Genomic DNA, 23,202 nt, shown 5'->3' with positions numbered 1-23,202 from the left:
CCGGCCGCGACAGCCCGCGCTCCCCGCAGCAAGGACACTACTCCGCCGTGGACATGACGACTTCCGACCCGCTCGTAGGCGCCACCCTGGACCGACGTTACTTCGTGGAGTCCAGGATCGCCGGAGGCGGGATGGCGACCGTCTACGTCGCCCACGACCTGAGGTTGGACCGACGGCTGGCCCTGAAGGTGATGCACCCTTCGCTGGCCCAGGACCCGACCTTCGTGCAGCGCTTCATCAACGAGGCGCACTCCGTCGCCAAGCTCTCCCACCCCAACGTCGTGCAGGTCTTCGACCAGGGTGAGGACCAGGGGCACGTCTTCCTGGCCATGGAGTACGTGCCCGGACGCACCCTGCGCGACCTGCTCAAGTCCCGGGGCAGGCTCGGCGCCCGCGACGCCCTGAACGCCATGGCCCCGGTGCTGGCCGCGCTCGGCGCCGCCCACCAGGCGGGCATGGTGCACCGCGACGTCAAACCCGAGAACGTCCTCATCACCGAGGACGGCCGGGTCAAGGTCGCCGACTTCGGTCTGGCGCGCGCCGTGGAGCAGTCCAACCAGGGGCTGACCCGCACGGGCACCCTCATGGGCACCGCCGCCTACCTGGCCCCCGAGCAGATCGAGAAGGGTGTCGCCGACGCCCGCAGCGACGTGTACGCGGCGGGCATCATGCTCTACGAGCTGCTCACCGGCAGTCAGCCGCACACCGGCGAGACGCCCATCGCGATCGCCTACCAGCACGTCAACGAGGACGTCCCGCGTCCCTCGCACTTCCTGCCCGGCCTGCCCGCGGAGGTCGACGCGCTGGTCACCAAGGCCACCGAGCGCGACCCCAGGTACCGTCCCAGCAACGCGGGCCAGTACCTGGCCAAGGTCCTGGCTGTGCTCAACGGCCTGCCCGAGGCTCCCGCCGCCTCCGCCGCGGACCAGGCCCCGCTGGCGCCCGTCGCCCCGGCCGCGGCGACCACGGCCTCGGTGACCGCGCCCCAGCTCATCGCCGGGGGCGCCGGTCCGGGCACCGAGAACGCGACCATGGTCGTGGACATGGCCTCCGCTGGCCTGGACGGCGACCGCTACGACGACTACGACCGTGACAAGGACGGGTACGACGGCGACGACGGGTACGACGACTACCGGGACGGTCCCGACGACCGGCGCCGCCGCAACCTGCTGATCGGGATCGGCGCGGCGGTCCTGGCGATCGTCCTGCTCGGCGCGGGCTGGTGGTTCCTCGTCGGCCAGTACGAGAACGTCCCGGACGTGGTGGGCCGCGACCCCGAGGCCGCGAGCCAGATGATCCGCGACGAGGGTCTGCGCTACGACCTGTCCTCCGAGGCCGTCTACAGCGACGCTGAGCCGGGCACGGTCGGTGAGACCGACCCCGAGGTGGGCGCCCGACTGTCCCCCGACGACGTGGTCACCGTGTACCTGTCCAAGGGCCCGCAGACGGTGGAGATGCCCGACCTGGTCGAGATGGACGCCGCCAACGCCCTCAAGGAGTTGGAGGACCTCGGCTTCGACCCGGACAACATCGTCCAGGAGGACGTGAGCTCCACCGAGTTCGAGCCCGGCGCGGTGGTCTCCACCTCTCCCGAGGCGGGTGCGGAGGCCGACCGGGAGGAACCGGTCACCATCACCGTCAGCCAGGGCGTCCCGGTGCCCGCGGTGGTCGGCGAGGACCTGGACACCGCCCGTCAGATGCTGGAGGGCGAGGGCCTGTCCGTCGAGGTGGTCGAGGAGGAGAGCGCGGACGTCGAGGAGGGCAAGGTCATCCAGCAGAGCCCCGACAGCGGTTCCAGCATCGGCTCCGGCGGCACCGTCACCCTGACCGTCTCCACCGGCCCGCCCGGCGTGGACATCCCCGACGTGGTCGGCATGCGGGTGAACGAGGCGCGTGAGGCGCTGGAGGAGGCCGGTTTCGAGGTCAAGGTCGAGCGCGTCCTCGGCGGCCGCGAGGTGGCCCACCAGTCGCACACCGGCAGGGCGCCCGAGGACACGGAGATCACGATCACCGCGACTCCGGGCGGCATCGACCTGGGCGACTTCGGCAACGGCAACGGCAACGGCCGTGGTGACGACGATGACGACTGACCTGCCCGGGCCCGGCGCCTGAGGTACGAGCGAGGGGGCGGGACCGGGTCCGGTCCCGCCCCCTCCTGGTGTGCGCCGCCCGCCCGGCGGGGTCGGCGCGATCCACCCGCCCCAGCCCGTCGACCCGTTCCTTGGGCGCCGTCCGCCCGGCGAGGTGAGCACGACCCACCCGCCCCGACCCGCTCCACCGCCCCAGCCCGTCAGCCCGTGCCGTGGGCGCCGCCCGCCCGGGATAAGGTCACCTGCATGGCGAGCGAGGCGATCCGGGTACTGGTGGTGGACGACCACCCCATGTGGCGCGACGCGGTCGCGCGCGACCTCGGCGAGGCCGGGATCGAGGTCGTGGGCACCGCGGGCGACGGCGCCAAGGCGCTGCGCATCGCCCCGGCCGCGCGTCCCACCCTGGCCGTCGTGGACCTGCACCTGCCCGACATGAGCGGGGTCGAACTGACCGCGGGCCTGGTGGCCCTGTCCCCGCCCCCGCGGGTGCTGGTGCTGTCGGCGAGCGGCGCCAGCGACGACGTCCTGGCCGCGGTGAAGGCCGGGGCGACCGGCTACCTGGTCAAGTCGGCGGGGCGGGAGGAACTGCTGGACGCGGTGCGCCGGGTGCACGTGGGCGAGGCCGTGTACACCCCGGGCCTGGCCGGGCTGGTGCTGGGCGAGTACCGCAGGCTCTCGTCGGCGGACCACTCCAGGGAGCCGGAGGCGCCCGAGCTGACCCCCCGCGAGACCGAGGTGCTGCGCCTGGTCGCCAAGGGGCTGGCCTACAAGCAGATCGCGCAGCGGCTGGGCATCTCCCACCGCACCGTGCAGAACCACGTGCAGAACACCCTCACCAAGCTCCACCTGCACAACAGGGTGGAGCTGGTGCGGTACGCCATCGACCGGGGTCTGGACGACTGACGCTCGCCCGTCCGCACCCTCCCGCGCCGCGCCCACACGTCCGCTTCGCGCCGTCTGCCCCGTACGCGCCGGGCGCGTTCACGTCCTATTCGCCTCCCCGGGTTGGCCCCGGATCACCGCTCCCACTATGGTCTAGACCATATGGCGCCATGCGTCGTAAAAACACACAACGTCGAGGAGAATTCGTATGCGAGTCGGGGTGCTGACCGGCGGTGGGGACTGCCCTGGTCTGAACGCGGTCATCCGCGCAGTGGTCCGCAAGGGCATCAAGGACTACGGCTACGAGTTCGTCGGCTTCCGGGACGGTTGGCGCGGTCCGCTGGAGGGCGACACCATGCCGCTGGACGTGACCGCCGTGCGCGGCATCCTGCCCCGGGGCGGCACGATCCTGGGCTCCTCGCGCACCAACCTCATGAAGATCGAGGGCGGCGTCGAGCGGGTCAAGGACAACATGGCCGGGCTGGGCGTCGACGCCCTGGTCGCCATCGGCGGCGAGGACACCCTCGGCGTGGCCCGCCAGCTGCACGACCGCGGCGTCAACGTCGTCGGCGTGCCCAAGACCATCGACAACGACCTCAACGCGACCGACTACACCTTCGGTTTCGACACGGCCGTGAACATCGCGATGGAGGCGATCGACCGCCTGCACACCACCGCCGAGTCGCACCACCGCGCGCTGGTGGTGGAGGTCATGGGCCGCCACGCCGGATGGATCGCGCTGCACTCGGGCATGGCCGCGGGCGCCAACGTCATCCTCATCCCCGAGCGGCCCTTCGACATCGACGAGGTCGTCAAGCACGTCGAGAGCCGCTTCGAGACCCAGTACGCGCCGATCATCGTGGTCGCCGAGGGCGCGCACCCCAAGGAGGGCCAGATGGAACTGGCCACCGGGGAGACGGACTCCTTCGGCCACGTGCGCCTGGGCGGCATCGGCCAGCGGCTGGCCGAAGAGATCGAGAAGCGCACCGGCAAGGAGGCCCGCTCGGTGGTCCTGGGCCACGTGCAGCGCGGCGGCACGCCCACCGCGTTCGACCGCGTGCTGGCCACCCGTCTGGGCGTGAACGCCATCGAGGCCGTGCACGACAAGGCGTTCGGCAAGATGGTCGGCCTCCAGGGCACGGACATCGTCCGCGTGAACCTGGCCGAGGCGACCGACACCCTCAAGACGGTGCCCTCCGCGCGCTACGAGGAGGCCGAGGTCTTCTTCGGCTAGGCACGGCTCCGGCCGGGCACGGCCGCGGACCACGCGGCCTGAGGACCCGGAGCCCCGGGAACCGGATTCTCCCGGGGCTCCCCCGGACGCCGGCCACGTGCGCCGGCCCCTGCCGGAACGGTCCGCGCCCCCCTCCCAGCTCCCAGGGAGGGGGGCGCACCGCGTTCGGGGAGCGGCCGCCGTGTGCCCACCGCCTCCCACCCGTCCCGTCCGGAAACGGACGGAGCGGTGGACGGGATGTTCGATACTGGAGGGTGGCGATGAACGCTCCCGGCCCCGTCACCGCCACTCCCACCTCACACCGGGACACGAAGGTATCCACCGGAGGTAGCACCATGTCCGCGTCGCTTGAGTCCGCGCCGCCCCCCGCAGCCCTGGCCGGGGCCGACGCCGGGCTCGGCGAGCTCTGCGTGCTCATGAAGCTCGGCGAGATCGTCCTCAAGGGCTCCAACCGCAAACTGTTCGAGCGGCGGCTGCACAACAACATCCGCTCCTCCGTGCGCGACCTGGGCGAGGTCCGCCTCTCCCAGCGCGGCGCGGGCGTGATCATCGTGCGCAAGCCCGGCGCCTCCGACCTGGAGGTCGCCGAGATCGCCGACCGCATGGCCAACGTCATGGGCGTGGTCTGGGTGCACCTGGTGCGCCGCGTGCCCAAGGACCTGGACGCCGTCACCGACATCGGCGTGCGCGTCATGGAGGGCCGCGAGGGCACCTTCGCCGTGCGCGCCCGGCGCCGCGACAAGCGCTTCGAGATGACCTCGTCGGAGCTGGCCGGGTACCTGGGCTCGAAGATCATCGAGGCGCACGGCTACAAGGTCAACCTCAAGCGCCCCGACAACACCCTGTTCGTCGAGGTGGACAAGGACGAGGCGTTCGTGTTCACCGACGGCGTGCCCGGCCAGGGCGGCCTGCCCGCCGGGATGAGCGGCCGCGGCCTGGTGCTGATGTCGGGCGGGATCGACTCCCCCGTCGCCGCGCACCGGATGATCCGGCGCGGGCTCAAGGTCGACTTCCTGCACTTCTCCGGCATGCCGTTCACCGGCCCGGAGTCGATCTACAAGGCCTACAGCCTCGTCCGCCAGCTGGACCGCTACCAGGTGGGCTCGCGGCTGTTCGTCATCCCCTTCGGCAAGGCCCAGCAGCAACTGAAGAGCTCGGGGATCGAGCGACTCCAGATCGTCGCCCAGCGCCGCCTCATGCTCAAGACCGCCGAGGCCCTGGCCGACGACCTGGGCTCGGAGTGCCTGGTCACCGGTGACGCGCTGGGCCAGGTGTCCAGCCAGACCATGACCAACCTGACCGCCCTGGACGACGCGGTGGACCTGCCGATCCTGCGTCCGCTCATCGGCATGGACAAGACCGAGATCATGGACCAGGCCCGCCGGATCGGGACCCTGGCCATCTCGGAGCTGCCCGACGAGGACTGCTGCACCATGCTGACCCCGCGCCAGGTGGAGACCGCGGCCAAGATCCCGGACCTGCGCCAGATCGAGAAGCGCCTGGACGCCGAGGAGCTGGCCGAGCACCTGGTCACCACCGCGCAGGTGCACAAGCCCAGCTTCCTGGGCGACGCCGCGCCCAAGCGCGTGGCGCCCGCGTCCGCGTCGGTGGCCGCCACCGCCTAGAGGCACGAGGACGGTGCCCCGGCCACTCCCCGCACGCGGGGCGGGGCCGGGGCACCGTCGTGTTCAGCCCCCCGGTCTCACAGACCGGCCAGTTCGCGGCCGGGTGCCGGGGTGAGGGTGCGGCCGGTCAGGGCGGCCAGGGTACCCGCCAGGTCCCGCAGCTCGGCCAGGTCCTCGCCCAGGAGGGCCTGCGGGCCGTCGCACAGGGCGTTCTCCGGGTGGGGGTGCACGTCGACGATGACGCCGTCCGCGCCGACCGCCACGGCCGCGCGTGAGAGCGGCAGCACCAGCTCGCGCTTGCCGCCCGAGTGGGACGGGTCGACGATCACCGGCAGGTGGGACAGGTTCTGGGCGACCGGGACGGCGCTGATGTCCAGGGTGTTGCGGGTGGCCTTCTCGAAGGTGCGGATGCCGCGCTCACACAGGACGATGTCGAGGTTGCCGCGCTGGGCGATGTACTCGGCGGCCATCAACCACTCCTCGATGGTGGCGCTCATGCCGCGCTTGAGCAGGACCGGCTTGCCCGCGTCGCCCGCGGCCTGGAGGAGGGCGAAGTTCTGCATGTTGCGGGTGCCGATCTGGAGCATGTCGGCGTAGGAGGCGACGAGCTCGACGTCGGCGGCGTCCACGACCTCGGTGACGATGGGAAGGCCGGTCTCCTCGCGCACGTCGGCGAGGATCCTCAGACCCTCCTCGCCCAGGCCCTGGAAGGCGTAGGGGGAGGTGCGGGGCTTGTAGGCGCCGCCGCGCAGCAGGGACGCCCCCGCCGCCAGCGCCATCTCGGCCGCGGCCAGGGTCTGCTCGGGGGTCTCGACGGCGCACGGCCCGGCGATGACGGTGACGTTGTCGCCGCCGATCGGCACGCCGCGCACGCTGACGACGGTGCGGCTGTCGTGGTTCTCGCGGCTGACGAGCTTGTAGGGGGCGGAGATGCGCAGGACGTCGCTGACGCCCGGTTTGGCGGCCAGACCCAGGTCCTGGAACCGCTCGACGTCACCGACGAGGCCGATGATCGTGCGGCTCACGCCGCGCGTCACGTAGGCCTCGCCTCCGACGGAGGAGACCAGTTCGACCAGATCGTCGATGTTCTCGGGGGTGGCGTCCGGCGCCATCACGATGACCATGTGCGTTGTCCCTAGCTGCTTGTCGGTTGGGTGAACGAGCCGACCGGCGCCCGGAACGAGAAAAGCCCCGGGCTCTACCGGCCCGGGGCTCAAGTCGTCTGTGTCAGCGCAGCGCTTTACAGGCGACCGGGGTGTCGGGCCGGTAGCCATAAAAGCGCCAGAAGTTCCGCTGCATGGCTGGAACTATAGCGCACGGTCACCGCGTGTCCGCACATCCGGGGTGAGTGACCTGCCTCTCGTCGGCGCCTGACAGGATGTCCGGGCGCACGTTCTCCCCACGGGGAGGGCGTTCGCTCCGCCCGGCCGGTCGGGCGCGCCGCGGGGGCCCAGAGACGAGCAGGGGGACGGAAGTGTCCGAGGGAACGGACGAGGACGATACGGGCGGGGCCCGGCCCCGGATACCTCCCGGGCAGGCGGTGCGCCACGAGCACAAGCCGCTGCACTACGGGCCGGTGCCCGCCTTCCGCCCGCAGCGGTGGGACCTTCGGGTCATGGGGGCGACCGAGGACCTGGGGGCCTACCGCTGGACCTGGGAGGAGTTCGCGCGGCTGCCGCGCACGGACTCCGTGAGCGACTTCCACTGCGTGATGCGGTTCAGCGCCCCGGACGTGCCCTGGCGCGGGGTGCGCGCCGTCGACCTGGTCGCCGCGGCCCCGCCCGCGCCGGAGGCCACGCACGTGATGGCCTGGGGCGAGTACGGCTACGGCGCGAATCTGCGCATGGACGACTTCCTGGCGGAGGGGGTGCTGCTGGCGACCCACCGCGACGGCGAGCCGCTCGCCCCCGAGCACGGCGCGCCGGTGCGCCTGGTGGTGCCGCACCTGTACGGGTGGAAGAGCGTGAAGTGGCTGCGTGCGGTGGAGTACATGGCCGCGGACCGCCGCGGTTTCTGGGAGGAGCGCGGCTACCACAACCGGGGCGACCCCTGGCGGGAGCAGCGGTTCTCCTACCAGGAGGAAGAGGAGGAGCCGGGCCGGAGCCCGCGGCGGTGAACCGTGCGGGGCCTCAGCGGCGCGGAACGCGCATCTCCACCTCGGTGCCCTGGCCGGGGACCGACACGTACTCGACGGTGCCGCCCAGGTCGCGCACACGGCCGAGCACGGACTGGGCCACGCCGATGCGCCCCTCGGCGCGGGCCCGCTCCAGACGGCCGGGCTCGATGCCGGGGCCCTCGTCGCGCACGGACACGGTCACCGCGTCGTCCTCGTCCTCCACCAGCACCCAGGCGCGCGTGCCCTCGGGGCAGTGCCGCTCCACGTTGTCCAGGGCGGCGAGGACGGCGGCGGCCAGCTCGTCGGCGGTGTGCGCGGGCAGGGTGACGGGTGTGGCGGGCGCGGACACCGACACGCGGACCGACTCGGCGCGGCGCAGCGGTTCGCGCAGGTCCACCGCGTCCTCGGTCCCGGACGCGGCCGCACGTCCGGAACTCCCGGCCCCCGCGGCAGCGCGTCCGGAGCCCCTGCGCCCCGAAGCGGCCCGCCCCACAGCCCGCCCCGCAGGAGGCAGCGCCGCACCACCGGTCCCGCTGGTCCCGTCCGCCCCGGCGGAGGCGCCCTCCGACAGCCCGATCGCGACCAGCGCGCGCAGACGCGCCTCCTGTTCACCGGCCATCCGACCCAGTTCGGCGGCCTCTCCTCCGGCCTCGGCGCCGCGCCTGCTCACCAGGGACAGCACCTGGAGCACCGAGTCGTGGATCGAGCGGGCCAGCTGCTCGCGCTCGCGGGTGCGCGCCTCCAGCGCGACCGCCTGCGCGAAACGCCGTTCGGCCCGCTCCGACATCCAGGACATGTACCCGACCGCCAGTCCGGCCAGGAGCAGCAGGACCACCCCGCGTGCGGTCGCGGCGGTGACGGCGGCGTCCATGACCGTGCGCAGGGTGAGGTCGGCGACGCCGTAGAGCACGGCGACGGCGGCGGCGGCGCGCCCGCCCCAGATGACGCTGGCCGCCAGCGCGGTGCCCGCGAACCAGTAGCCGCTCAGCGGCGGGGCCTGGGTGAGGTAGAACGGCGTGGCCGCCAGCGCGGTGGCGAACAGGCACGCGAAGGCCACCGCGAGGTCGGCGGTGAGCAGGCGCCAGTCGCGCAGGTGCGGACGGGCGTAGGCGCGGGTGGTGAACACCGTCCACACGACCATGACCGCCAGAACCGTCCAGGCCAGCCAGGGCCGGGTCAGGTGCTCATGGTGCTGGACGAGGAGGAGCAGGGCGTAGACCAGGGACGCTGCGCGGAAGACGGCGAAGGCGCGCCAGAGGGGGAAGTCGAAGCCCAGGGGTCAGACCACCGCCCCGTTGTCGGGCCCGCCGTCTCCAGGCGGACGGGAGTCGGTCATGCGCAGGATGAGCACGACGAAGCTGACCAGGAAGGCCAGCACCGCGACGAACATCAGCCAGTTGGGCAGGGTGACGCCGACGAAGGCGGCCCCGAACACCAGCACCGGCGCGCCCAGCAGGCACAGCCAGGCGGCGATGCCCACCCGGTCGCCCTGGAGCAGGGGCGGCGGCGGTGGCGGCTCGTAGTGGCCCTCCAGGTCGGCCTCGGCCCGGCGGCGGGCCTCCTCCCCCTCCGTGTCGCGGTCCTCCCCGTCCCCGGCGTCGACGGCCCCTCCGGCCAGGAGGTCGCCGCCGGAGGAGGCGTCCCCTCCCGAGGCGCTGAGGTTCTCGGCGTCGGGCCAGGCGGCACGGCGGCGCTGCCCCCGGGTGTCGGCGTCGTCGTAGAAGCGGGCGACCAGGTCGTTCCAGACATCGTCCTCGTCCGCGGGCCGGGCGGGCGCGGCGTCGGGGTCGACGTTGGCGGGCGGGCCGTCCAGCAGGTCGCCGCCGACCGGCGCGTCGGAGGCCTCGTGCGCGGCGGCGGCCTCCCCGCCCTCCTCGGCGTCGGCGTCGGAGCGGGGCTCGCCGCGCGACGCCAGCAGGTCGGGGGCCGTCCCGGGCTCTCCGTCCAGGTCGGGCAACTCGGTGCCCAGGACCCTCTCGGCGGCGGTCCGCTCCTCCGCGTCCACGTACAGGTGGTCGGTGGGCGGGTCGTCGGCCTGGCTGCCCGCGGGCTCCAGGACGTCCTCGTCCAGCGGCACGGCGTAGGCGGCGATACCGCTGCGCCGGAGCGCCTCCAGCATGAGGTCGGCGTGCGAGGGCGCGAGCAGGATCAGCGGAACGTAGGCGTCGGCGAGCAGGCCGTTTCCCCGACGTTGCGTCATCGGTCGGCTCCTTCCCCGCTTCTACTGTGCTCTCGCACGAAGGCGAGGCTCCCGTCGAAGACGACGGCGGCGTCATGGTCGAGGGTCGCCACGTGGTAGCTGGCGTGGAGCAGGTGGATCGTCAGCCCGGTGTTGACCGCTCTCCTAGCGAGGATACGCAGACTGCGCGGTCCGACAACGTGGTCCTGGGTGCTCCGGTAGGCCAGGATCGGCGCTCGCAAACCGGACATGCCCTCCTGAACCTCGCGCCACAGCTTCGGGAGTGTCGCCGCGGCCGCGGTGGGGACGCGGTCGTACCCGCCCTCGGTGGTGTCGTCCTTGGAGACGTCGCAGCCCAGACCGGGCGTGGAGGGCATGACCCGGGAGACCAGGCGGCGGACCGGGGCGATGACGGGCAGGCGCCGGTCCTCCACCGCCAGGGAGGGGTTGACGAGTACGGCCCCGCGCACGAGGCCGGGGTGCCTCTGGGCCAGGCGCAGACTGAGGGCGCCGCCCATGGACAGTCCCATGACGAACACCTCCTCGCAGCGCGAGGCCAGGTCCAGCAGGGTTCGTTCGGCCTCGGCGAGCCAGTCGTCGCTGGTGGTGAGGTTCATGTCGTGCCAGACCGTGCCGTGGCCGGGCAGCAGGGGCGCCTCGACGCTGAGCCCCGCGGCGGCCAGGTGCTCGCCCCAGGGGCGCATCGAGTACGGGGAGCCGGTGAAACCGTGGCAGAGCAGGACGCCCGTGCCCGACCCGCGGTGACTGAACGGCTCAGCGCCCGGGATCAGGGGCGGGGCGTCGGTCGGTCTCACGGAGCGGCTCCAGGAATCGTGCGGTGCGCGGGAAAGGGGGTTGCGGTGACAGGAGCGGAGGCACGGGAAACCCTGGCTCCTGCCGTGAGGCTAGCCGTTCGGCGGTCCGTTCGCCATGAGTGCACAGTAACGTCCCCGTCCTCCGCGACCGGAGGCAGGCACCCGCCACGCGGGCCGACTGAGTATCCTCTTCTGCGTCGGGCCGACGGCCCGTCCGGGGGCGCTTTGGCACTTGCGCTCGCACGGTGGGAGGATGGCGCACGTCAGGCGGCGACTCCTCCCCCACTCTCCGGGCGCGAGCCCTCCTGGCAATGTCGGCAGAGCGGGACGGTGAATCGTGGCAGACCCTGCCCAGTGCTCCCCGCGTGTGCAGGGGTGATCTGAGCGATGTTCTACTGGGTGGTCAAGGCGATCCTGGGGCCGGTTCTGGCCGTGCTGTGGCAACCGCGGGCCGAGGGTGTGGAGAACGTGCCGCGCCGCGGCCCGGCGATCATGGTGAGCAACCACCTGTCCTTCTCCGACCACTTCTTCGGTCCGCTGCCGCTGCCGCGCAGGATCACCTTCCTGGCCAAGTCCGAGTACTTCACCGGCACGGGCGTCAAGGGCCTGCTGAGCCGGGCGTTCTTCACCGGTGTGGGGCAGATCCCCATCGACCGCTCGGGCGGCAAGGCCAGCGAGGCGGCGCTGCGCACGGGCCTGAGGGTGCTCAAGCGCGGTGAGCTCCTGGGCATCTACCCCGAGGGCACACGCTCCCCCGACGGCAAGCTCTACCGCGGCCGGACGGGTGTGGCGCGGCTGGCCCTGGAGGCCAAGGCCCCGGTGGTGCCGATGGCGATGATCAACCTGGAGAAGATCATGCCCCCCGGCCGCACCGTGCCCAAGCTGGGCGTGCGCCCCAAGGTCAAGTTCGGCAAGCCGCTGGACTTCTCCCGCTACCACGGCATGGAGAAGGACCCGCGCGTGCTGCGGGCCGTCACCGACGAGATCATGTACGCGCTGATGGAGCTGTCCGGCCAGGAGTACGTGGACCGCTACGCGCAGTCGGTCAAGGCCGAGCTGGAGGCGGAGGCCAAGGAGGCCAGGCGCGAGCAGCACGCCAGCGACAAGGACCGCAGGCGGAGCGAGCGCGAGCGGCGCAAGGAGGACCGCCGGACCCGACGCGAGGAGAAGCGGGCCGCGCGCAAGGACAAGGACGCGGACACCGCCCAGGAGTAGCCCGACGCACCGGACGGCCCCCGCGTCCTCCCTGTGGAGGTCGCGGGGGCCGTCCGTTCTCCGGTGGCCGGGTCAGTGCCGGGCGAGGTCTCCCGCGCCGACGATGCCCGCCTCGCCGCCGAGCTCGGCCAGGCGCACCTCGGCCATGCGGCGCCCTGGGCGGCCCGGGACGTTGCGCGCGAAGGAGGCGCGGACCGGGTCCAGCAGGATGGACCCGGCGTCGGAGACGCCGCCGCCCAGGACGAAGCACTCGGGGTCGAGGATGGCGGCGAGGTCGGCCAGGCCGTGTCCGGCCCACTCCCCGACCTTGGCGAAGCACTCCAGGGCGGCCCTGTCCCCCTCCAGCGCCGCCTGGGTGATGACGTGGCCCTCGACCTGGTCGATGACGCCGTCGGCGAGCTTGAGCATGCGCTCGGCGGCCACGGGGTCGGTCAGCGCCAGGTCCTGGGCCTCGGCGACCAGGGCGCGGCCGCTGGCGTACTGCTCCCAGCAGCCGTGGTTGCCGCAGGCGCAGCGGCGCCCGTGCGGGACCATCCGGTAGTGCCCGACCTCCGCGGCCACGCCGTAGCGGCCGCGGTGCAGGGCGCCGCCGATGACCAGGCCGCCGCCGATACCGGTGCCCAGGGTGATGCACACGATGTGGTCGCTGCCGCGCCCGGCGCCGAACCTGGCCTCGGCCCAGGCGGCGGCGTTGGCGTCGTTCTCGATGACCACGGGCAGCCCGACGCGCTCTTGGACGTGGTCCCGGAGGGGCTCGTCGCGCAGGCCGAGGTTGACGGCGACCTGGACGGTGGCGCGGTCCTCGTCCACGAACCCCGCCACACCCACCCCGACGGCCTGGACGGCGTCGGCGTCCCGTCGGCCGCGCAGTTCCGCGCAGGCCTTGGCCACGACGTCGGCCAGGGCCTGCGGGTCGTTGGAGGGGGTGGGGTACTTGACCTTGTCGAGGATCTGCCCTTCGGGGTCGACGACCCCGGCGGCGACCTTGGTCCCGCCGATGTCTACGCCGATGGTCAGCATGGGGGCAGCTCCTTCGTACTTACGCCCGAACTCTGACATAAGTCTCAAGGTTCATGGCAAAGTGTTTTCAGATGATGTATGCCATCTGATTAAACCAGGCGTGAGGCGACCCCCGACACCCCCGGAGTCGAACCGTGATCTCCCCCGTTCACCCTGCGGTGACCTGGCGTTCCTCACCTTCCGCATTGCCTTCGCCACCCTGCGGACGGCGCCCGGCGGCGTCGTCGGCGCGGGTCTGCTCCAGGGAGCGCTCGACCACGTCCCAGGTGCGACCCAGGGCGCCGACCGCGGCCAGCCCGGCGCGGCCGAGGTGTCCGACGACCTCGGGGCCGGACGTGCGCACGATGTCGAGGAGCTCCTCCAGCGGGGGGCGCCGGTCGCCCGTCTCCAGGCGGATGGCCTCCTCCCACACGTCGCCCTTGCTCGGGGGCGGCGAGGTCACCGCGCTCACCCCGCGCTTGACCCCGGCCGTCAGCAGCCTGCGCTGAAGCGTGGTCACCAGCTTCAGCGCGTCGTCGATGAGGTCGGGGTCCTCACCCCTGCCCGCACCCGGACCGCCGTTGCGACCGGTGTTCTCCGTCATGTCAGCTTCCTCCTTCGCGCCGCGTTCTGCTTCACGGTAACCGGCCGCCCAGGCGCCGGGGAGGTTTCTCAGGGCAGGTTCAGGGGCGAACCAGGGATGCGGCCGCAACAACCCTTAAAGCGCACATACAGCACATAGCCCTCACGACGTGCGCAAACACTACGTCGGGCGTATAGTCTCGCGTGCGTACGGGGAGTGACCCGAATTCTCGCCTCCACGACCCAGGGTCACCGTTGGATACCGAACGACAACGTGTTCTACTCATGAGTAGGGTGGTGTTGTTACGGTCATCACGTCCCGTACTACCCGAACCCGTACACGTCCAGGAGCACCACGTGCGCGAATACAGCTCTCCCGCGAAGGCTGAGATCTCCGACGACGCGCGACTGACCGACACGCCCTACGCGCGCGCGGCCAGCGAGCCCAACGTCGTCACCGCCCGTCGCCAGGAGTCCGGCCAGTGGCACGACGTCACCGTGGCGGAGCTGCACGCCGACATCGCCGCGTACGCCAAGGCCCTGATCGACGCGGGCATCGAGCACGGCGACCGCGTCGCCCTGATGTCGCGCACCCGTTACGAGTGGACGGTCGTCGACTACGCCATCTGGTCCGTCGGCGGCGTGACCGTCCCGATCTACGAGACCTCCTCCGCCGAGCAGATCGAGTGGATCCTCGCCGACTCCGGCGCCAAGGCCGCGTTCGTGGAGAACGACGCCCACGCCGAGCGCGTCGAGTCGGTCCGCACCACCGACCTCGGCCCCGTCTGGCGGTTCGACGACCCCGAGTACGCCGCGCTGCGCTCCGCGGGCTCCGAGGTGGACGACGAGGCGCTGGAGAAGCGCCGCACCGCGGTCAAGGCCGACGACATCGCCACCCTCATCTACACCTCGGGCACCACCGGCCGGCCCAAGGGCTGCGAGCTCACCCACCGCAACTTCCTCTTCATCTCCCGCAACGCGCTGGAGGGCCCGGCCCGCCAGGTCCTGCGCAGCAAGGAGAACCCCTCCACGCTGCTGTTCCTGCCGCTGGCCCACGTCTTCGCCCGCTTCGTCCAGGTCATGGTCATCGAGGCCAAGGCCACCCTCGGCCACTTCCCCTCCACCGGCCCCGAGCTGATCGAGCAGTTCTCGGCGTTCCGGCCCACCTTCCTGCTCGCGGTCCCCCGCGTGTTCGAGAAGGTCTACACCAAGGCCGAACAGAAGGCCACGGCCGAGGGCAAGGGCAAGATCTTCAACGCCGCCGCCGAGACCGCCGTCGCCTACAGCAAGGCCCTGGCCACCGGCCGGATCCCCCTGGGCCTCAAGCTCAAACACGCGCTGTTCAGCAAGCTGGTCTACGGCAAGCTCCTGGCCGCCCTGGGCGGCAACGCCGAGTACGCCGTCTCCGGCGGCTCCGCGCTGGGCGCGCGCCTGGGCCACTTCTTCCGCGGCATCGGCTTCACCATCATCGAGGGCTACGGCCTCACCGAGACCACCGCTCCCACGTCGGTGAACAGCCCCGAGTTCAACAAGATCGGCACCGTGGGCCAGCCGCTGCCCGGCACCACCATCAAGATCGCCGAGGACGGCGAGATCCTGCTCAAGGGCGACCACATCATGGTCGGCTACTGGAAGAACGAGAAGGCCACCAAGGAGGCCTTCACCGAGGACGGCTTCTACCGCACCGGCGACCTCGGCGCGCTGGACGACGACGGCTTCCTGAGCGTCACCGGCCGCAAGAAGGAGATCATCGTGACCGCGGGCGGCAAGAACGTCGCCCCGGCCGTCCTGGAGGACCGCATCCGCGCCCACGCCCTGGTCAGCCAGTGCATGGTGGTCGGCGACAACCGCAAGTTCATCGCCGCGCTGATCACGATCGACCCCGAGTCCTTCGTCCAGTGGCGCGAGGCCAACGGCAAGAGCGGCGAGATCGCCGACCTGACCGGGGACGCCGACCTGAACGCCGCCATCCAGGAGGCCGTGGACAACGCCAACAACGCGGTGTCCAAGGCCGAGGGGATCAAGAAGTTCAAGATCCTGCCCAGCGACTTCACCGAGGAGAGCGGTCAGATGACCGCCTCCCTGAAGGTCAAGCGCCACGTGGTGAGCAAGCAGTGGAGCAGGGAGATCGACGACATCTACGCCGGCTGATCACCGAGCCCACAGGAGCCGGTCCCCCTCGGGGTGACCGGCTCCCGCCGTTTGCAGAACCCACACGCCCGTGGGGTTGAACCCCCGGGGGGTTGGCGTAGAGCCCCCAGCGGCGCTCCGCCCCAGAGGGTGACCCTTTACAAGCGGCCTCAGCCAGGCACCCGTAGAGCGTGCGGGTTCCCCATCCGCCCCTGGGGGGTGAGCGGCCGTGGTGGGTTCTGGCTTCAAGGTTCAGCGCTGGGGGCGGGGACCGACTGAGGGCAAGTTCGCCTAGCGAACTTGGCGAAGGAGATCCCTTCACTCCGGTCACTCCAGGGGTCTGGTGGGCGCCACTCAGGGGTTCGGAAGAGTGCCGGGTGGAGCGCCCACCGGGAGTGACCCCTCAGCCACCCGGAAAGGGAGGTCAACACGGTCCAGACCAACATCAGCCACCAAGCCCCGCACGTGACCGCACACCGTAGGGGATCCGCACGTTGTAGAGCATCCCTGCGTCAGCAACCACGCACCCGTAGGGCCCGGGCTGGCGGGAAGGCCTCGGGGGTTGGCGTAGAACCTCCAGCAAACCCCGCCGCAACACGACGGACCCGGCCGCACCGCGACCGGGTCCGTCGACAAGAGGGAGGAAGCCCTAGGCGAAAACCCTAGAAAAAAGCCCTAGTGGGCCGCCTCCTTCTCAACCTCCGACTCCGAGGAGGAAGCGGAGTGGTGCAGGTGGTGGCCGTTGTGCGCCTCCACCCCTTCCAGGGACACGTCGTCCTTGGTGTACCAACGCGCCAGGGCCTTGCGGAACCTGCCGCTGCCCTTGCGGGCCCCGGGGTTCTCCACACCCTTGTCGTCGACGTCGGCGTCGTCGGCCAGCGCCGTCGAGGTGATGACCGGCTTGCTCTCCAGGACGTGGACCGTCTCCGGGGAGCTGTGCTTGTGCACCTCCACGAACTCACCGCTGGGCAGCTGCTGGATCGTGCCGCTCTCGTAACCGTGCTCCAGGGTCTCCCGGTCACGGCGCTGGAGCCCCAGGCAGATCCGCTTGGCGATGAAGAAGGCCGCGATCGGACCGACGATGACCAGCACACGGAAGATGTACGTGGTCAGGTACAGGTTGATCGAGAAGGTCTCCGACAGGATGTCGTTGGACCCGGCCAGCCAGAGCAGACCGTAGAAGGTGATGCCCATGGCGCCCACGCCGGTGCGCACCGGCGCGTTGCGCGGACGGTCGGCGACGTTGCGCGCGCGCTTGTCACCGGTGATCCACTGCTCGATGAACGGCCAGGCCGCCAGGCCGCCGAAGACCAGACCCGGGATGATCAGGCCCGGCACCAGCACACCGGTCGGGATCGCGTAACCGAAGGGCGCGATGTCGAACCAGTTCGGGAAGATGCGCAGCGACCCCTCCATGAAGCCCATGTACCAGTCGGGCTGGAGCCCGGAGGTGATGGACGTCGGGGTGAAGGGCCCGAACAGGTGGATCGGGTTGACCTGGACGAACGCGCTCAGACCCGCGATCACGGCGAACGTGAAGAAGAAGAACCCGCCGGCCTTGACCGCGAAGGCCGGGAACATGGGCGTTCCGACCACGGTCTTGTCCGTGCGCCCGGTACCTGGGTACTGGGTGTGCTTCTGGTGCCACAGGATCATGAAGTGCGCCACGATCAGGCCCAGCAGCAGGGCCGGGATCGCCAGCACGTGCAGCATGTACAGCCGCGTGATGATGTCCTCGCCGGGGAACTCCCCGCCGAAGAGGAACATCGACACGTACGGGCCGATGAGCGGCAGCGCCATCATCACGCCCTGGAGGATGCGCACGCCCATGCCCGAAGGCAGGTCGTCGGGCAGCGAGTAACCGAAGAGGCCCTCGAGCATCGCCAGGGTGAAGATCGCGACGCCGATCAGCCAGTTGATCTCGCGCGGCTTGCGGAACGCACCGGTGAAGAACACCCGGAGCATGTGCACGACCAGCGAGGCCACGAAGATCAGCGCGGCCCAGTGGTGGATCTGGCGGACCAGGAACCCGCCGCGCACCTCGAAGTCGATGTACAGCGTGGAGGCGTAGGCCTCCGACATGGGAACACCTTGGAGGCGCTCGTAGGAGCCGTCGTAGATGACCTCCACCATGCTCGGCTTGAACCAGAGCGTGAGGAAGACACCCGTGAGCAGCAGGATGATGAACGAGTACAGCGCGATCTCGCCCAGCATGAACGACCAGTGGTTCGGGAAGACCTTGCGCAGGTTCTTCTCACCGGTCTTGGCCAGGTGGAAGCGGTCGTCGATGAAGTTGCCGACGCCGCGAAGCGCCTTGGGTGCTTGCGTGGTCTTACTCATCGACTAGTCCTTCGCGTAGTCCCAGAACGTCGGACCGGGAGGCGCGACGAAGTCGCCGGTCGCGATGAGGTAACCCTCGTCGTCGACACCGATCGGCAGCTGCGGCAGCGGCCGGTGCGCCGGACCGAACACGACCTCGGCGGCGTTGGCCGCGTCGAAGGTCGACTGGTGGCACGGGCACAGGATGCGGTGCGTCGTGCGCTCGTACAGGGCCGCCGGGCAGCCCACGTGGGTGCAGATCTTGGAGTAGGCGACGACGCCGTTGTGCGTCCAGTTCAGACGCGTCTGGCCGTCGGTGCCCTCGACCTCCTCGGTCATCCGCTCCTGCCAGTCCTCCTCCGGGATCTTGATCAGGAGGATGACGGACTTGGCCTGGTCGTTGAGGCTGATCCCGTGCGGGTGGTGCTCGTCGTCGACCGCTGGCAGCGCCGAGACCATCCCGTTGGGGTCGTTCTCGAAGTCCTCCGCGCGAATGGCGCGGTGGGTGCCCTCGACGTACATCCGGCGGCCGTTCTGCCACGGCGTCGTCTTGAGCTTGTCGCCGGGCAGCGGGCCGGTGTCGCGCAGCAGCACGATCGGGGCCAGGCCCAGCGGCAGCATCGCCAGGATGAGCGTGCGGCGCATCAGCGGACGCTTGGTGAAGCCGCTCTCGTCGGCGCCCTGCATGAAGAAGGCGCTGAAGGAGCCCTTCTCCTTCTCGTCCGAGGGCAGCTCGTCGTAGGGCGAGGCCACCTCGTAGTGCGGCATCACCTGACGGGCCCAGACCGTCATGCCCGCGCCGATGCCGAACATCGCCAGCGTCAGCGTGCCGCCCAGCAGCATGTTCGAGTACTGGCCGATCTGCGGGTCGGCGATCTCGCTGGGGCCGAACAGGAAGTAGGAGACCAGGAAGCCGACCCCGGCCAGGAAGGCGATCACGAACCACACCGAGGCGACCTTCTCACCCCGGCGCTGCATCTCCTCCGGCCGCGCGTGCGTCTCGGAGGCCTTGTACGGGCCCTCGTGGCCCCCCTCCGAAGTCGTGGAGGCGCCGGAGACCACGGGGTCCCCGGCCTTGGGGGTTCCAACCACGCGCTCGGGCGTGGGGTCCCCCCCGTTGTTGTCGTTGGTGTTGTTCTCAGTCATGGGCTCGCTGCTTCGCGGTGATCCAGATCGCGCAGGCAATGATCAGGGCAAGGCCGACGACCCAGCCGATGAAGCCCTCAGCGACCTGGCCGACACGGTCGAGGTCGAAGATGCCTCCGGCGTTGGGTTCCGCCTGGAGGGTCTTGATGTAGGAGATGAGCTCCTGCTTCTCCTCCGGCTCGATGACGGTGTCGCTGAACATCGGCATGGCGCCGGGGCCGCTGACCATGGCCTCGTAGATCTGGCGCGGGGACGCGTCGTGGATCTCGGGGGCCCAGCGGCCGTCGGTGAGCGCGCCGCCGCCGCCGGACCAACCGTGGCAGTGCGCACAGTTGGTCAGGTAGAGGCGCATGCCCATGTCGGTGTCGTCGGCGCCCTCGATGTAGGCGTCGTACTCGGTCTCGTACTCCTCGAGCGCGGCCTCGTAGGCGGCCTCGTCCTCGAACTGGTCGCGCTCGGGCGCCTCGTCGGGGACGTCGTAGGGAACGTCGGGCCCGCCGGTCCTGATCTCCGCGTTGTAGTACGCGATCAGGTCCTGGAGGTCCTCCTCCGACATCGCCATCGGCTTGCGCGGCATCTGCGCGTCGGGGTTCATGGACGGCATGCGTCCGGTGCTGACCTGGAAGTCGATGGCCGCGGCGCCGGAGTCACGAAGGTCCGGACCCCGGGTGTACTCCCCGTCCTCGCCGTACGTGCCGCTGCCGTCGTAGTTGTGGCAGGTCGCGCACGTCTGGTTGAAGATGTCCTCGCCGTTGGCCACGTCGACGTCGTCCGGCGACGGAGGAGTGTCAGCGGCGAGGGTCTGCGCCTGGGCCTGGTCGGCGGTGGGCGCCAGGGCGGCGTACCCCACCCCGAACAGGGCTAGCGCGAGGATGACGACGACATACCCCGCAAGGGGATGCCGCCGCCGCGCGGTAATCCATTTCACGGTTTCCCCGTTTCGGGTTACTGGATGAAGTAGATGGTGAAGAACAAAGCGATCCAGACCACGTCGACGAAGTGCCAGTAGTAGGACACGACGATCGCGCTGGTCGCCTGCTGGTGGGTGAAGCGCTTCGCGGCGTACGTGCGTCCCAGCATGATGAGGAACGCGATCAGCCCACCGATGACGTGGAGTCCGTGGAAGCCCGTGGTCAGGTAGAACATCGACCCGTAGGCGCTCGACTGGAGAGTCAGGCCCCCGTGGAAGATGAGCTCGTAGTACTCGTAGGCCTGTCCAAGGACGAAGAACAGGCCCATGAAGAACGTGATGAAGAACCACATGCGCAGCTTCTTGACGTCGCCGCGCTCGGCGGCCCAGACGCCTGCCTGCGCGGTGAAGCTGGAAGCCACCAGGACCACGGTGATGGCCGACGCCCACGGCACGTTCAGGTGGGTGTCGGGCCACTGCCCCAGGTCGGGGTTTCCGTTGGTCACCGATCGGATGGTGAAGTACATCGCGAACAGCGCAGCGAAGAACATGAGCTCGTTGGCCAACCAAACGATGGTGCCAACGCTCACCAGGTCAGGACGCTTTGCCGCACCATGTGCTGGTGTCGGTGCTGATTTTGGGTTCGCGGTTGCTGTCGCCACGGGAGCATTATTACGGCATCTCGCGGAGGGCCGTACCCGACCCCCCGTAACGCGGCGGATCGGCACCGTCTCGAGGTGCTCCCGACGCCGCTGACGTCCTGTTCGCCGTGACTGGGACGTTACTGTAGCGGCCTGGCGGCCCCGCCGGGCCCCGTGGCGCACCGGGGAGGACCGAAAATCGCGATCCGGGGCGGCTGAGGCCTTCTGTACCCCCGCGGATGACGCCTCAACCTCCGTCGGTCAACGCCCAGGCATCGAAAGCATCACCGTTGCATAACGCCGGACCGGGGGCGGGTGAACGAGCGGCCCCGGGGTGCTGGCATCCTTGGTGTCGAAGGTCTCAGTGCAGGGCACGGTCTCCGGGCCGCTTCTGTGCAGCGGGGCCGCGAGGCAATACAGTCAGAGGGCATACAGCCAACGAACGCCTCGGCCGCACCCCCACGGCGGCGGCCGCGGACAGACGCGATGGGACGGTTGCGCGATGGTGGTCAGCGGTACGGACACGGGTGCCAGGATGCGCGTGCTGGTCTACAGCGACAACGCCGACACCCGCGAGCAGGTGCGACTGGCGGTCGGCCGCCGCCCGGCCCTCGACGTCCCCCGCGTGGAGTTCGTCGAGTGCGCGACCGCGCCCATGGTCCTGCGCAGGCTGGAGGACACCGACCCCGCCGCGCGCGTGGACGTGGCCATCTTCGACGGCGAGACCTCCCCCGTCGGCGGGATGGGCCTGTGCCGCCAGGTCAAGGACGAGATCTACCGCTGCCCGCCGGTCCTGCTGCTGGTGGGACGGCGCGACGACGGCTGGCTGGCCACCTGGTCCCAGGCCGAGCAGGTCGTCAGCCACCCGATCGACCCCGTCGCGCTCGCCGAGGCCCTGGCCGAGCTCATGCGCCAGCGGGTCGCGGCCCTGAGCGGGTGACACGGGTGCGACACGGTCTCGGAACGGGGCACCACGGCGACGTGGAGCCGCGCCGCCGCCGCGCGGTGGGCGCGGCCCTGCACCACGGCGCCGACATCGGGCGATGGCGCACGCACGCCACGCCCCTCCCTCCCAGCGCCTGAGGGCGGTCCGCCCGCGCGCCGCGCCCAGGCCCCTCCGTGCCCGTTCCTTCACCGTGGAGCAACCGAGATGAACGTCCCCGCCGCGAACTCCCCCGCCGACTCCGGAGCCGCGGGCTCCGACGAGCGGTCCGCCGTCACCGAGCGGACCTGGTCCAGCCTCATCACCGCCCTGCTGGGCGGACGGACCCTGAGCGCCGACGACACCGCGTGGGCGATGAACGAGATCATGTCCGAGGCCGCGACCGACGCCCAGATCGCCGGGTTCGCCATCGCGCTGCGCGCCAAGGGCGAGAGCGTGTCGGAGGTGACCGGGCTGGCCCGGGGCATGCTCGACAACGCCGTGCGCATCCACGTCCCCGGCCCGACCCTGGACATCGTCGGCACCGGCGGCGACCGCGCGCACACCGTGAACGTGTCGACGATGGCGGCGATCGTGGCCTCGGCCGCGGGCGCCCGCGTGGTCAAGCACGGCAACCGGGCGGCGTCCTCCTCCTGCGGCACCGCCGACGTGCTGGAGCGCCTGGGCGTGGTCCTGGACCTGCCGCCGGAGCTGACCGTGCGGGTGGCCGAGGAGGCGGGCATCGCCTTCTGCTTCGCCCCGGTCTTCCACCCCTCGTTCCGCTTCACCGCCAAGCCCCGCCGCGAGCTGGCGGTGCCCACGGTGTTCAACTTCCTGGGCCCGCTGACCAACCCGGCCCAGCCCACCACCTCGGCCATCGGGGTGTTCGACGAGCGCATGTGCGAGGTGATCGCCGGGGTGTTCGCCCGCCGCGGATCCTCGGCGCTGGTGTTCCGGGGCGACGACGGACTGGACGAGCTGACCACCACGACCACCTCCACGGTGTGGGTGGTGCGCGACGGCGGGGCCCGGCGCGAGACGCTCGACCCGGCCGACCTGGGCATCGCCCGCTCCCGGCCCGAGGACCTGCGCGGCGGCGACGTCGGGTTCAACGCCCAGGCCGTGCGCGACCTGCTGGCGGGCCACACCGGCCCGGTGCGCGACGCCGTGCTGCTCAACGCGGGCGCCGCACTGGCCGCCGTGGACGGAGTCGGGGATTCCCTGCTGGAGGCGGTGCGCACCGGCTACGAGCGGGCCGCGGCGGCGGTGGACAGCGGCGCCGCCGAGCGCGCGCTGGAGCGCTGGGTGGAGACCAGCCAGCAGTACGCCAAGGCGCTGTAGGCGCGAAGCGGGGGCGGGGGGGGGGGGGGGGGGGGGGGGGGGGGGGGGGGGGGGGG

Annotated in this window: 20 protein-coding genes; 10 read left to right on the top strand and 10 right to left on the bottom strand. The window is 71.0% G+C overall.

The window, feature by feature from the left end:
- Positions 1–47: 47 nt before the first annotated feature.
- From pknB to thiI, 4 genes are all read left to right on the top strand, one after another.
- Positions 48–2,090 (top strand): Stk1 family PASTA domain-containing Ser/Thr kinase, encoded by a 2,043-nt coding sequence (gene pknB, locus ACSIH6_RS27710; protein WP_435111278.1) that lies wholly within the window; start codon positions 48–50, stop codon positions 2,088–2,090.
- Positions 2,091–2,336: 246 nt separating this feature from the next.
- On the top strand, positions 2,337–2,993 hold the full coding sequence (locus ACSIH6_RS27705; RefSeq protein ID WP_435111277.1) for a response regulator: 657 nt from the start codon (positions 2,337–2,339) through the stop codon (positions 2,991–2,993).
- Positions 2,994–3,180: 187 nt separating this feature from the next.
- Positions 3,181–4,206: a 6-phosphofructokinase gene (locus ACSIH6_RS27700; RefSeq protein ID WP_061080932.1), complete on the top strand. Its 1,026-nt coding sequence runs from the start codon at positions 3,181–3,183 to the stop codon at positions 4,204–4,206.
- A 335-nt stretch (positions 4,207–4,541) separates the two neighbouring features.
- Complete coding sequence (gene thiI / locus ACSIH6_RS27695; RefSeq protein ID WP_435111276.1) at positions 4,542–5,831, top strand: tRNA uracil 4-sulfurtransferase ThiI; 1,290 nt, start codon at positions 4,542–4,544, stop codon at positions 5,829–5,831.
- Between the two features lie 77 nt (positions 5,832–5,908).
- Here thiI and aroF read toward each other — a convergent pair whose 3' ends face one another.
- Positions 5,909–6,955, bottom strand: a complete 1,047-nt coding sequence (gene aroF / locus ACSIH6_RS27690; protein ID WP_435111275.1) for a 3-deoxy-7-phosphoheptulonate synthase — start codon at positions 6,953–6,955, stop codon at positions 5,909–5,911.
- Positions 6,956–7,305: 350 nt separating this feature from the next.
- Here aroF and ACSIH6_RS27685 point away from each other — a divergent pair, with 350 nt between their 5' ends.
- Positions 7,306–7,947, top strand: a complete 642-nt coding sequence (locus tag ACSIH6_RS27685; RefSeq protein WP_435111274.1) for a molybdopterin-dependent oxidoreductase — start codon at positions 7,306–7,308, stop codon at positions 7,945–7,947.
- Between the two features lie 13 nt (positions 7,948–7,960).
- Here ACSIH6_RS27685 and macS read toward each other — a convergent pair whose 3' ends face one another.
- The 3 genes from macS to ACSIH6_RS27670 are packed head-to-tail and all read right to left on the bottom strand — an operon-like array spanning position 7,961 to position 10,941.
- Positions 7,961–9,223 (bottom strand): MacS family sensor histidine kinase, encoded by a 1,263-nt coding sequence (gene macS / locus ACSIH6_RS27680; RefSeq protein ID WP_435111299.1) that lies wholly within the window; start codon positions 9,221–9,223, stop codon positions 7,961–7,963.
- Between the two features lie 3 nt (positions 9,224–9,226).
- The gene (locus ACSIH6_RS27675) at positions 9,227–10,147 is read right to left on the bottom strand and encodes a hypothetical protein (protein ID WP_435111273.1); all 921 of its coding nucleotides are present in this window, start codon (positions 10,145–10,147) and stop codon (positions 9,227–9,229) included.
- Positions 10,144–10,941, bottom strand: a complete 798-nt coding sequence (locus ACSIH6_RS27670) for an alpha/beta hydrolase (protein WP_435111272.1) — start codon at positions 10,939–10,941, stop codon at positions 10,144–10,146. The genes ACSIH6_RS27675 and ACSIH6_RS27670 overlap by 4 nt, the downstream gene beginning before the upstream one ends.
- 387 nt (positions 10,942–11,328) lie before the next feature.
- On the opposite strand from ACSIH6_RS27670, the gene ACSIH6_RS27665 reads away from it, so the two are divergent.
- On the top strand, positions 11,329–12,156 hold the full coding sequence (locus tag ACSIH6_RS27665) for a lysophospholipid acyltransferase family protein (RefSeq protein WP_435111271.1): 828 nt from the start codon (positions 11,329–11,331) through the stop codon (positions 12,154–12,156).
- A gap of 72 nt (positions 12,157–12,228) precedes the next feature.
- Here ACSIH6_RS27665 and ACSIH6_RS27660 read toward each other — a convergent pair whose 3' ends face one another.
- Positions 12,229–13,176: an ROK family glucokinase gene (locus ACSIH6_RS27660; protein ID WP_435111270.1), complete on the bottom strand. Its 948-nt coding sequence runs from the start codon at positions 13,174–13,176 to the stop codon at positions 12,229–12,231.
- Between the two features lie 148 nt (positions 13,177–13,324).
- A complete protein-coding gene (locus ACSIH6_RS27655) occupies positions 13,325–13,759 on the bottom strand; it encodes a hypothetical protein (protein ID WP_150254796.1) in 435 nt (144 codons plus the stop codon).
- A gap of 335 nt (positions 13,760–14,094) precedes the next feature.
- On the opposite strand from ACSIH6_RS27655, the gene ACSIH6_RS27650 reads away from it, so the two are divergent.
- Positions 14,095–15,888, top strand: coding sequence for an AMP-dependent synthetase/ligase (locus tag ACSIH6_RS27650; protein ID WP_435111269.1), 1,794 nt, complete (start codon positions 14,095–14,097; stop codon positions 15,886–15,888).
- Between the two features lie 654 nt (positions 15,889–16,542).
- Here the strand turns inward: ACSIH6_RS27650 and qcrB are convergent.
- Genes qcrB through ctaE form a run of 4 tightly spaced genes read right to left on the bottom strand, consistent with a single transcriptional unit; the run spans position 16,543 to position 20,904 of the window.
- A complete protein-coding gene (qcrB, locus tag ACSIH6_RS27645; protein WP_435111268.1) occupies positions 16,543–18,207 on the bottom strand; it encodes a cytochrome bc1 complex cytochrome b subunit in 1,665 nt (554 codons plus the stop codon).
- 3 nt (positions 18,208–18,210) lie between these two features.
- Positions 18,211–19,332 carry a cytochrome bc1 complex Rieske iron-sulfur subunit gene (gene qcrA / locus ACSIH6_RS27640; protein WP_435111267.1) on the bottom strand — a complete coding sequence of 374 codons (1,122 nt, stop codon included), beginning with the start codon at positions 19,330–19,332 and terminating at the stop codon, positions 18,211–18,213.
- The gene (gene qcrC, locus ACSIH6_RS27635; RefSeq protein ID WP_435111266.1) at positions 19,325–20,260 is read right to left on the bottom strand and encodes a cytochrome bc1 complex diheme cytochrome c subunit; all 936 of its coding nucleotides are present in this window, start codon (positions 20,258–20,260) and stop codon (positions 19,325–19,327) included. The genes qcrA and qcrC overlap by 8 nt, the downstream gene beginning before the upstream one ends.
- Before the next feature lie 17 nt (positions 20,261–20,277).
- The gene (gene ctaE / locus ACSIH6_RS27630; protein ID WP_013154151.1) at positions 20,278–20,904 is read right to left on the bottom strand and encodes an aa3-type cytochrome oxidase subunit III; all 627 of its coding nucleotides are present in this window, start codon (positions 20,902–20,904) and stop codon (positions 20,278–20,280) included.
- 481 nt (positions 20,905–21,385) lie between these two features.
- On the opposite strand from ctaE, the gene ACSIH6_RS27625 reads away from it, so the two are divergent.
- The 3 genes from ACSIH6_RS27625 to trpD all read left to right on the top strand — a co-directional run bounded on the left by ACSIH6_RS27625 (position 21,386) and on the right by trpD (position 23,146).
- Positions 21,386–21,823, top strand: coding sequence for a hypothetical protein (locus tag ACSIH6_RS27625; protein ID WP_435111265.1), 438 nt, complete (start codon positions 21,386–21,388; stop codon positions 21,821–21,823).
- A gap of 5 nt (positions 21,824–21,828) precedes the next feature.
- Complete coding sequence (locus tag ACSIH6_RS27620) at positions 21,829–21,966, top strand: hypothetical protein (RefSeq protein WP_435111264.1); 138 nt, start codon at positions 21,829–21,831, stop codon at positions 21,964–21,966.
- 67 nt (positions 21,967–22,033) lie between these two features.
- Complete coding sequence (gene trpD, locus ACSIH6_RS27615) at positions 22,034–23,146, top strand: anthranilate phosphoribosyltransferase (protein ID WP_150254802.1); 1,113 nt, start codon at positions 22,034–22,036, stop codon at positions 23,144–23,146.
- The last annotated feature ends 56 nt before the right edge of the window (positions 23,147–23,202 follow it).

The organism is Nocardiopsis synnemataformans, assembly GCF_965343085.1.
GTDB classification, from domain to species: domain Bacteria; phylum Actinomycetota; class Actinomycetes; order Streptosporangiales; family Streptosporangiaceae; genus Nocardiopsis; species Nocardiopsis alborubida.
Note: the sequence above shows the minus strand (reverse complement) of the source record. Positions and strands in the feature narration are given on the sequence as shown.

Coding starts and splice junctions, on each gene's coding strand:
- ACSIH6_RS27655 (WP_150254796.1), bottom strand. CDS start 13,759: ATGACGGAGAACACCGGTCGCAACGGCGGTCCGGGTGCGGGCAGGGGT.
- qcrB (WP_435111268.1), bottom strand. CDS start 18,207: ATGAGTAAGACCACGCAAGCACCCAAGGCGCTTCGCGGCGTCGGCAAC.
- thiI (WP_435111276.1), top strand. CDS start 4,542: ATGTCCGCGTCGCTTGAGTCCGCGCCGCCCCCCGCAGCCCTGGCCGGG.
- ACSIH6_RS27625 (WP_435111265.1), top strand. CDS start 21,386: ATGGTGGTCAGCGGTACGGACACGGGTGCCAGGATGCGCGTGCTGGTC.
- ACSIH6_RS27665 (WP_435111271.1), top strand. CDS start 11,329: ATGTTCTACTGGGTGGTCAAGGCGATCCTGGGGCCGGTTCTGGCCGTG.
- trpD (WP_150254802.1), top strand. CDS start 22,034: ATGAACGTCCCCGCCGCGAACTCCCCCGCCGACTCCGGAGCCGCGGGC.
- aroF (WP_435111275.1), bottom strand. CDS start 6,955: ATGGTCATCGTGATGGCGCCGGACGCCACCCCCGAGAACATCGACGAT.
- ACSIH6_RS27675 (WP_435111273.1), bottom strand. CDS start 10,147: ATGACGCAACGTCGGGGAAACGGCCTGCTCGCCGACGCCTACGTTCCG.
- ACSIH6_RS27700 (WP_061080932.1), top strand. CDS start 3,181: ATGCGAGTCGGGGTGCTGACCGGCGGTGGGGACTGCCCTGGTCTGAAC.
- ACSIH6_RS27705 (WP_435111277.1), top strand. CDS start 2,337: ATGGCGAGCGAGGCGATCCGGGTACTGGTGGTGGACGACCACCCCATG.
- qcrA (WP_435111267.1), bottom strand. CDS start 19,332: ATGACTGAGAACAACACCAACGACAACAACGGGGGGGACCCCACGCCC.
- ACSIH6_RS27660 (WP_435111270.1), bottom strand. CDS start 13,176: ATGCTGACCATCGGCGTAGACATCGGCGGGACCAAGGTCGCCGCCGGG.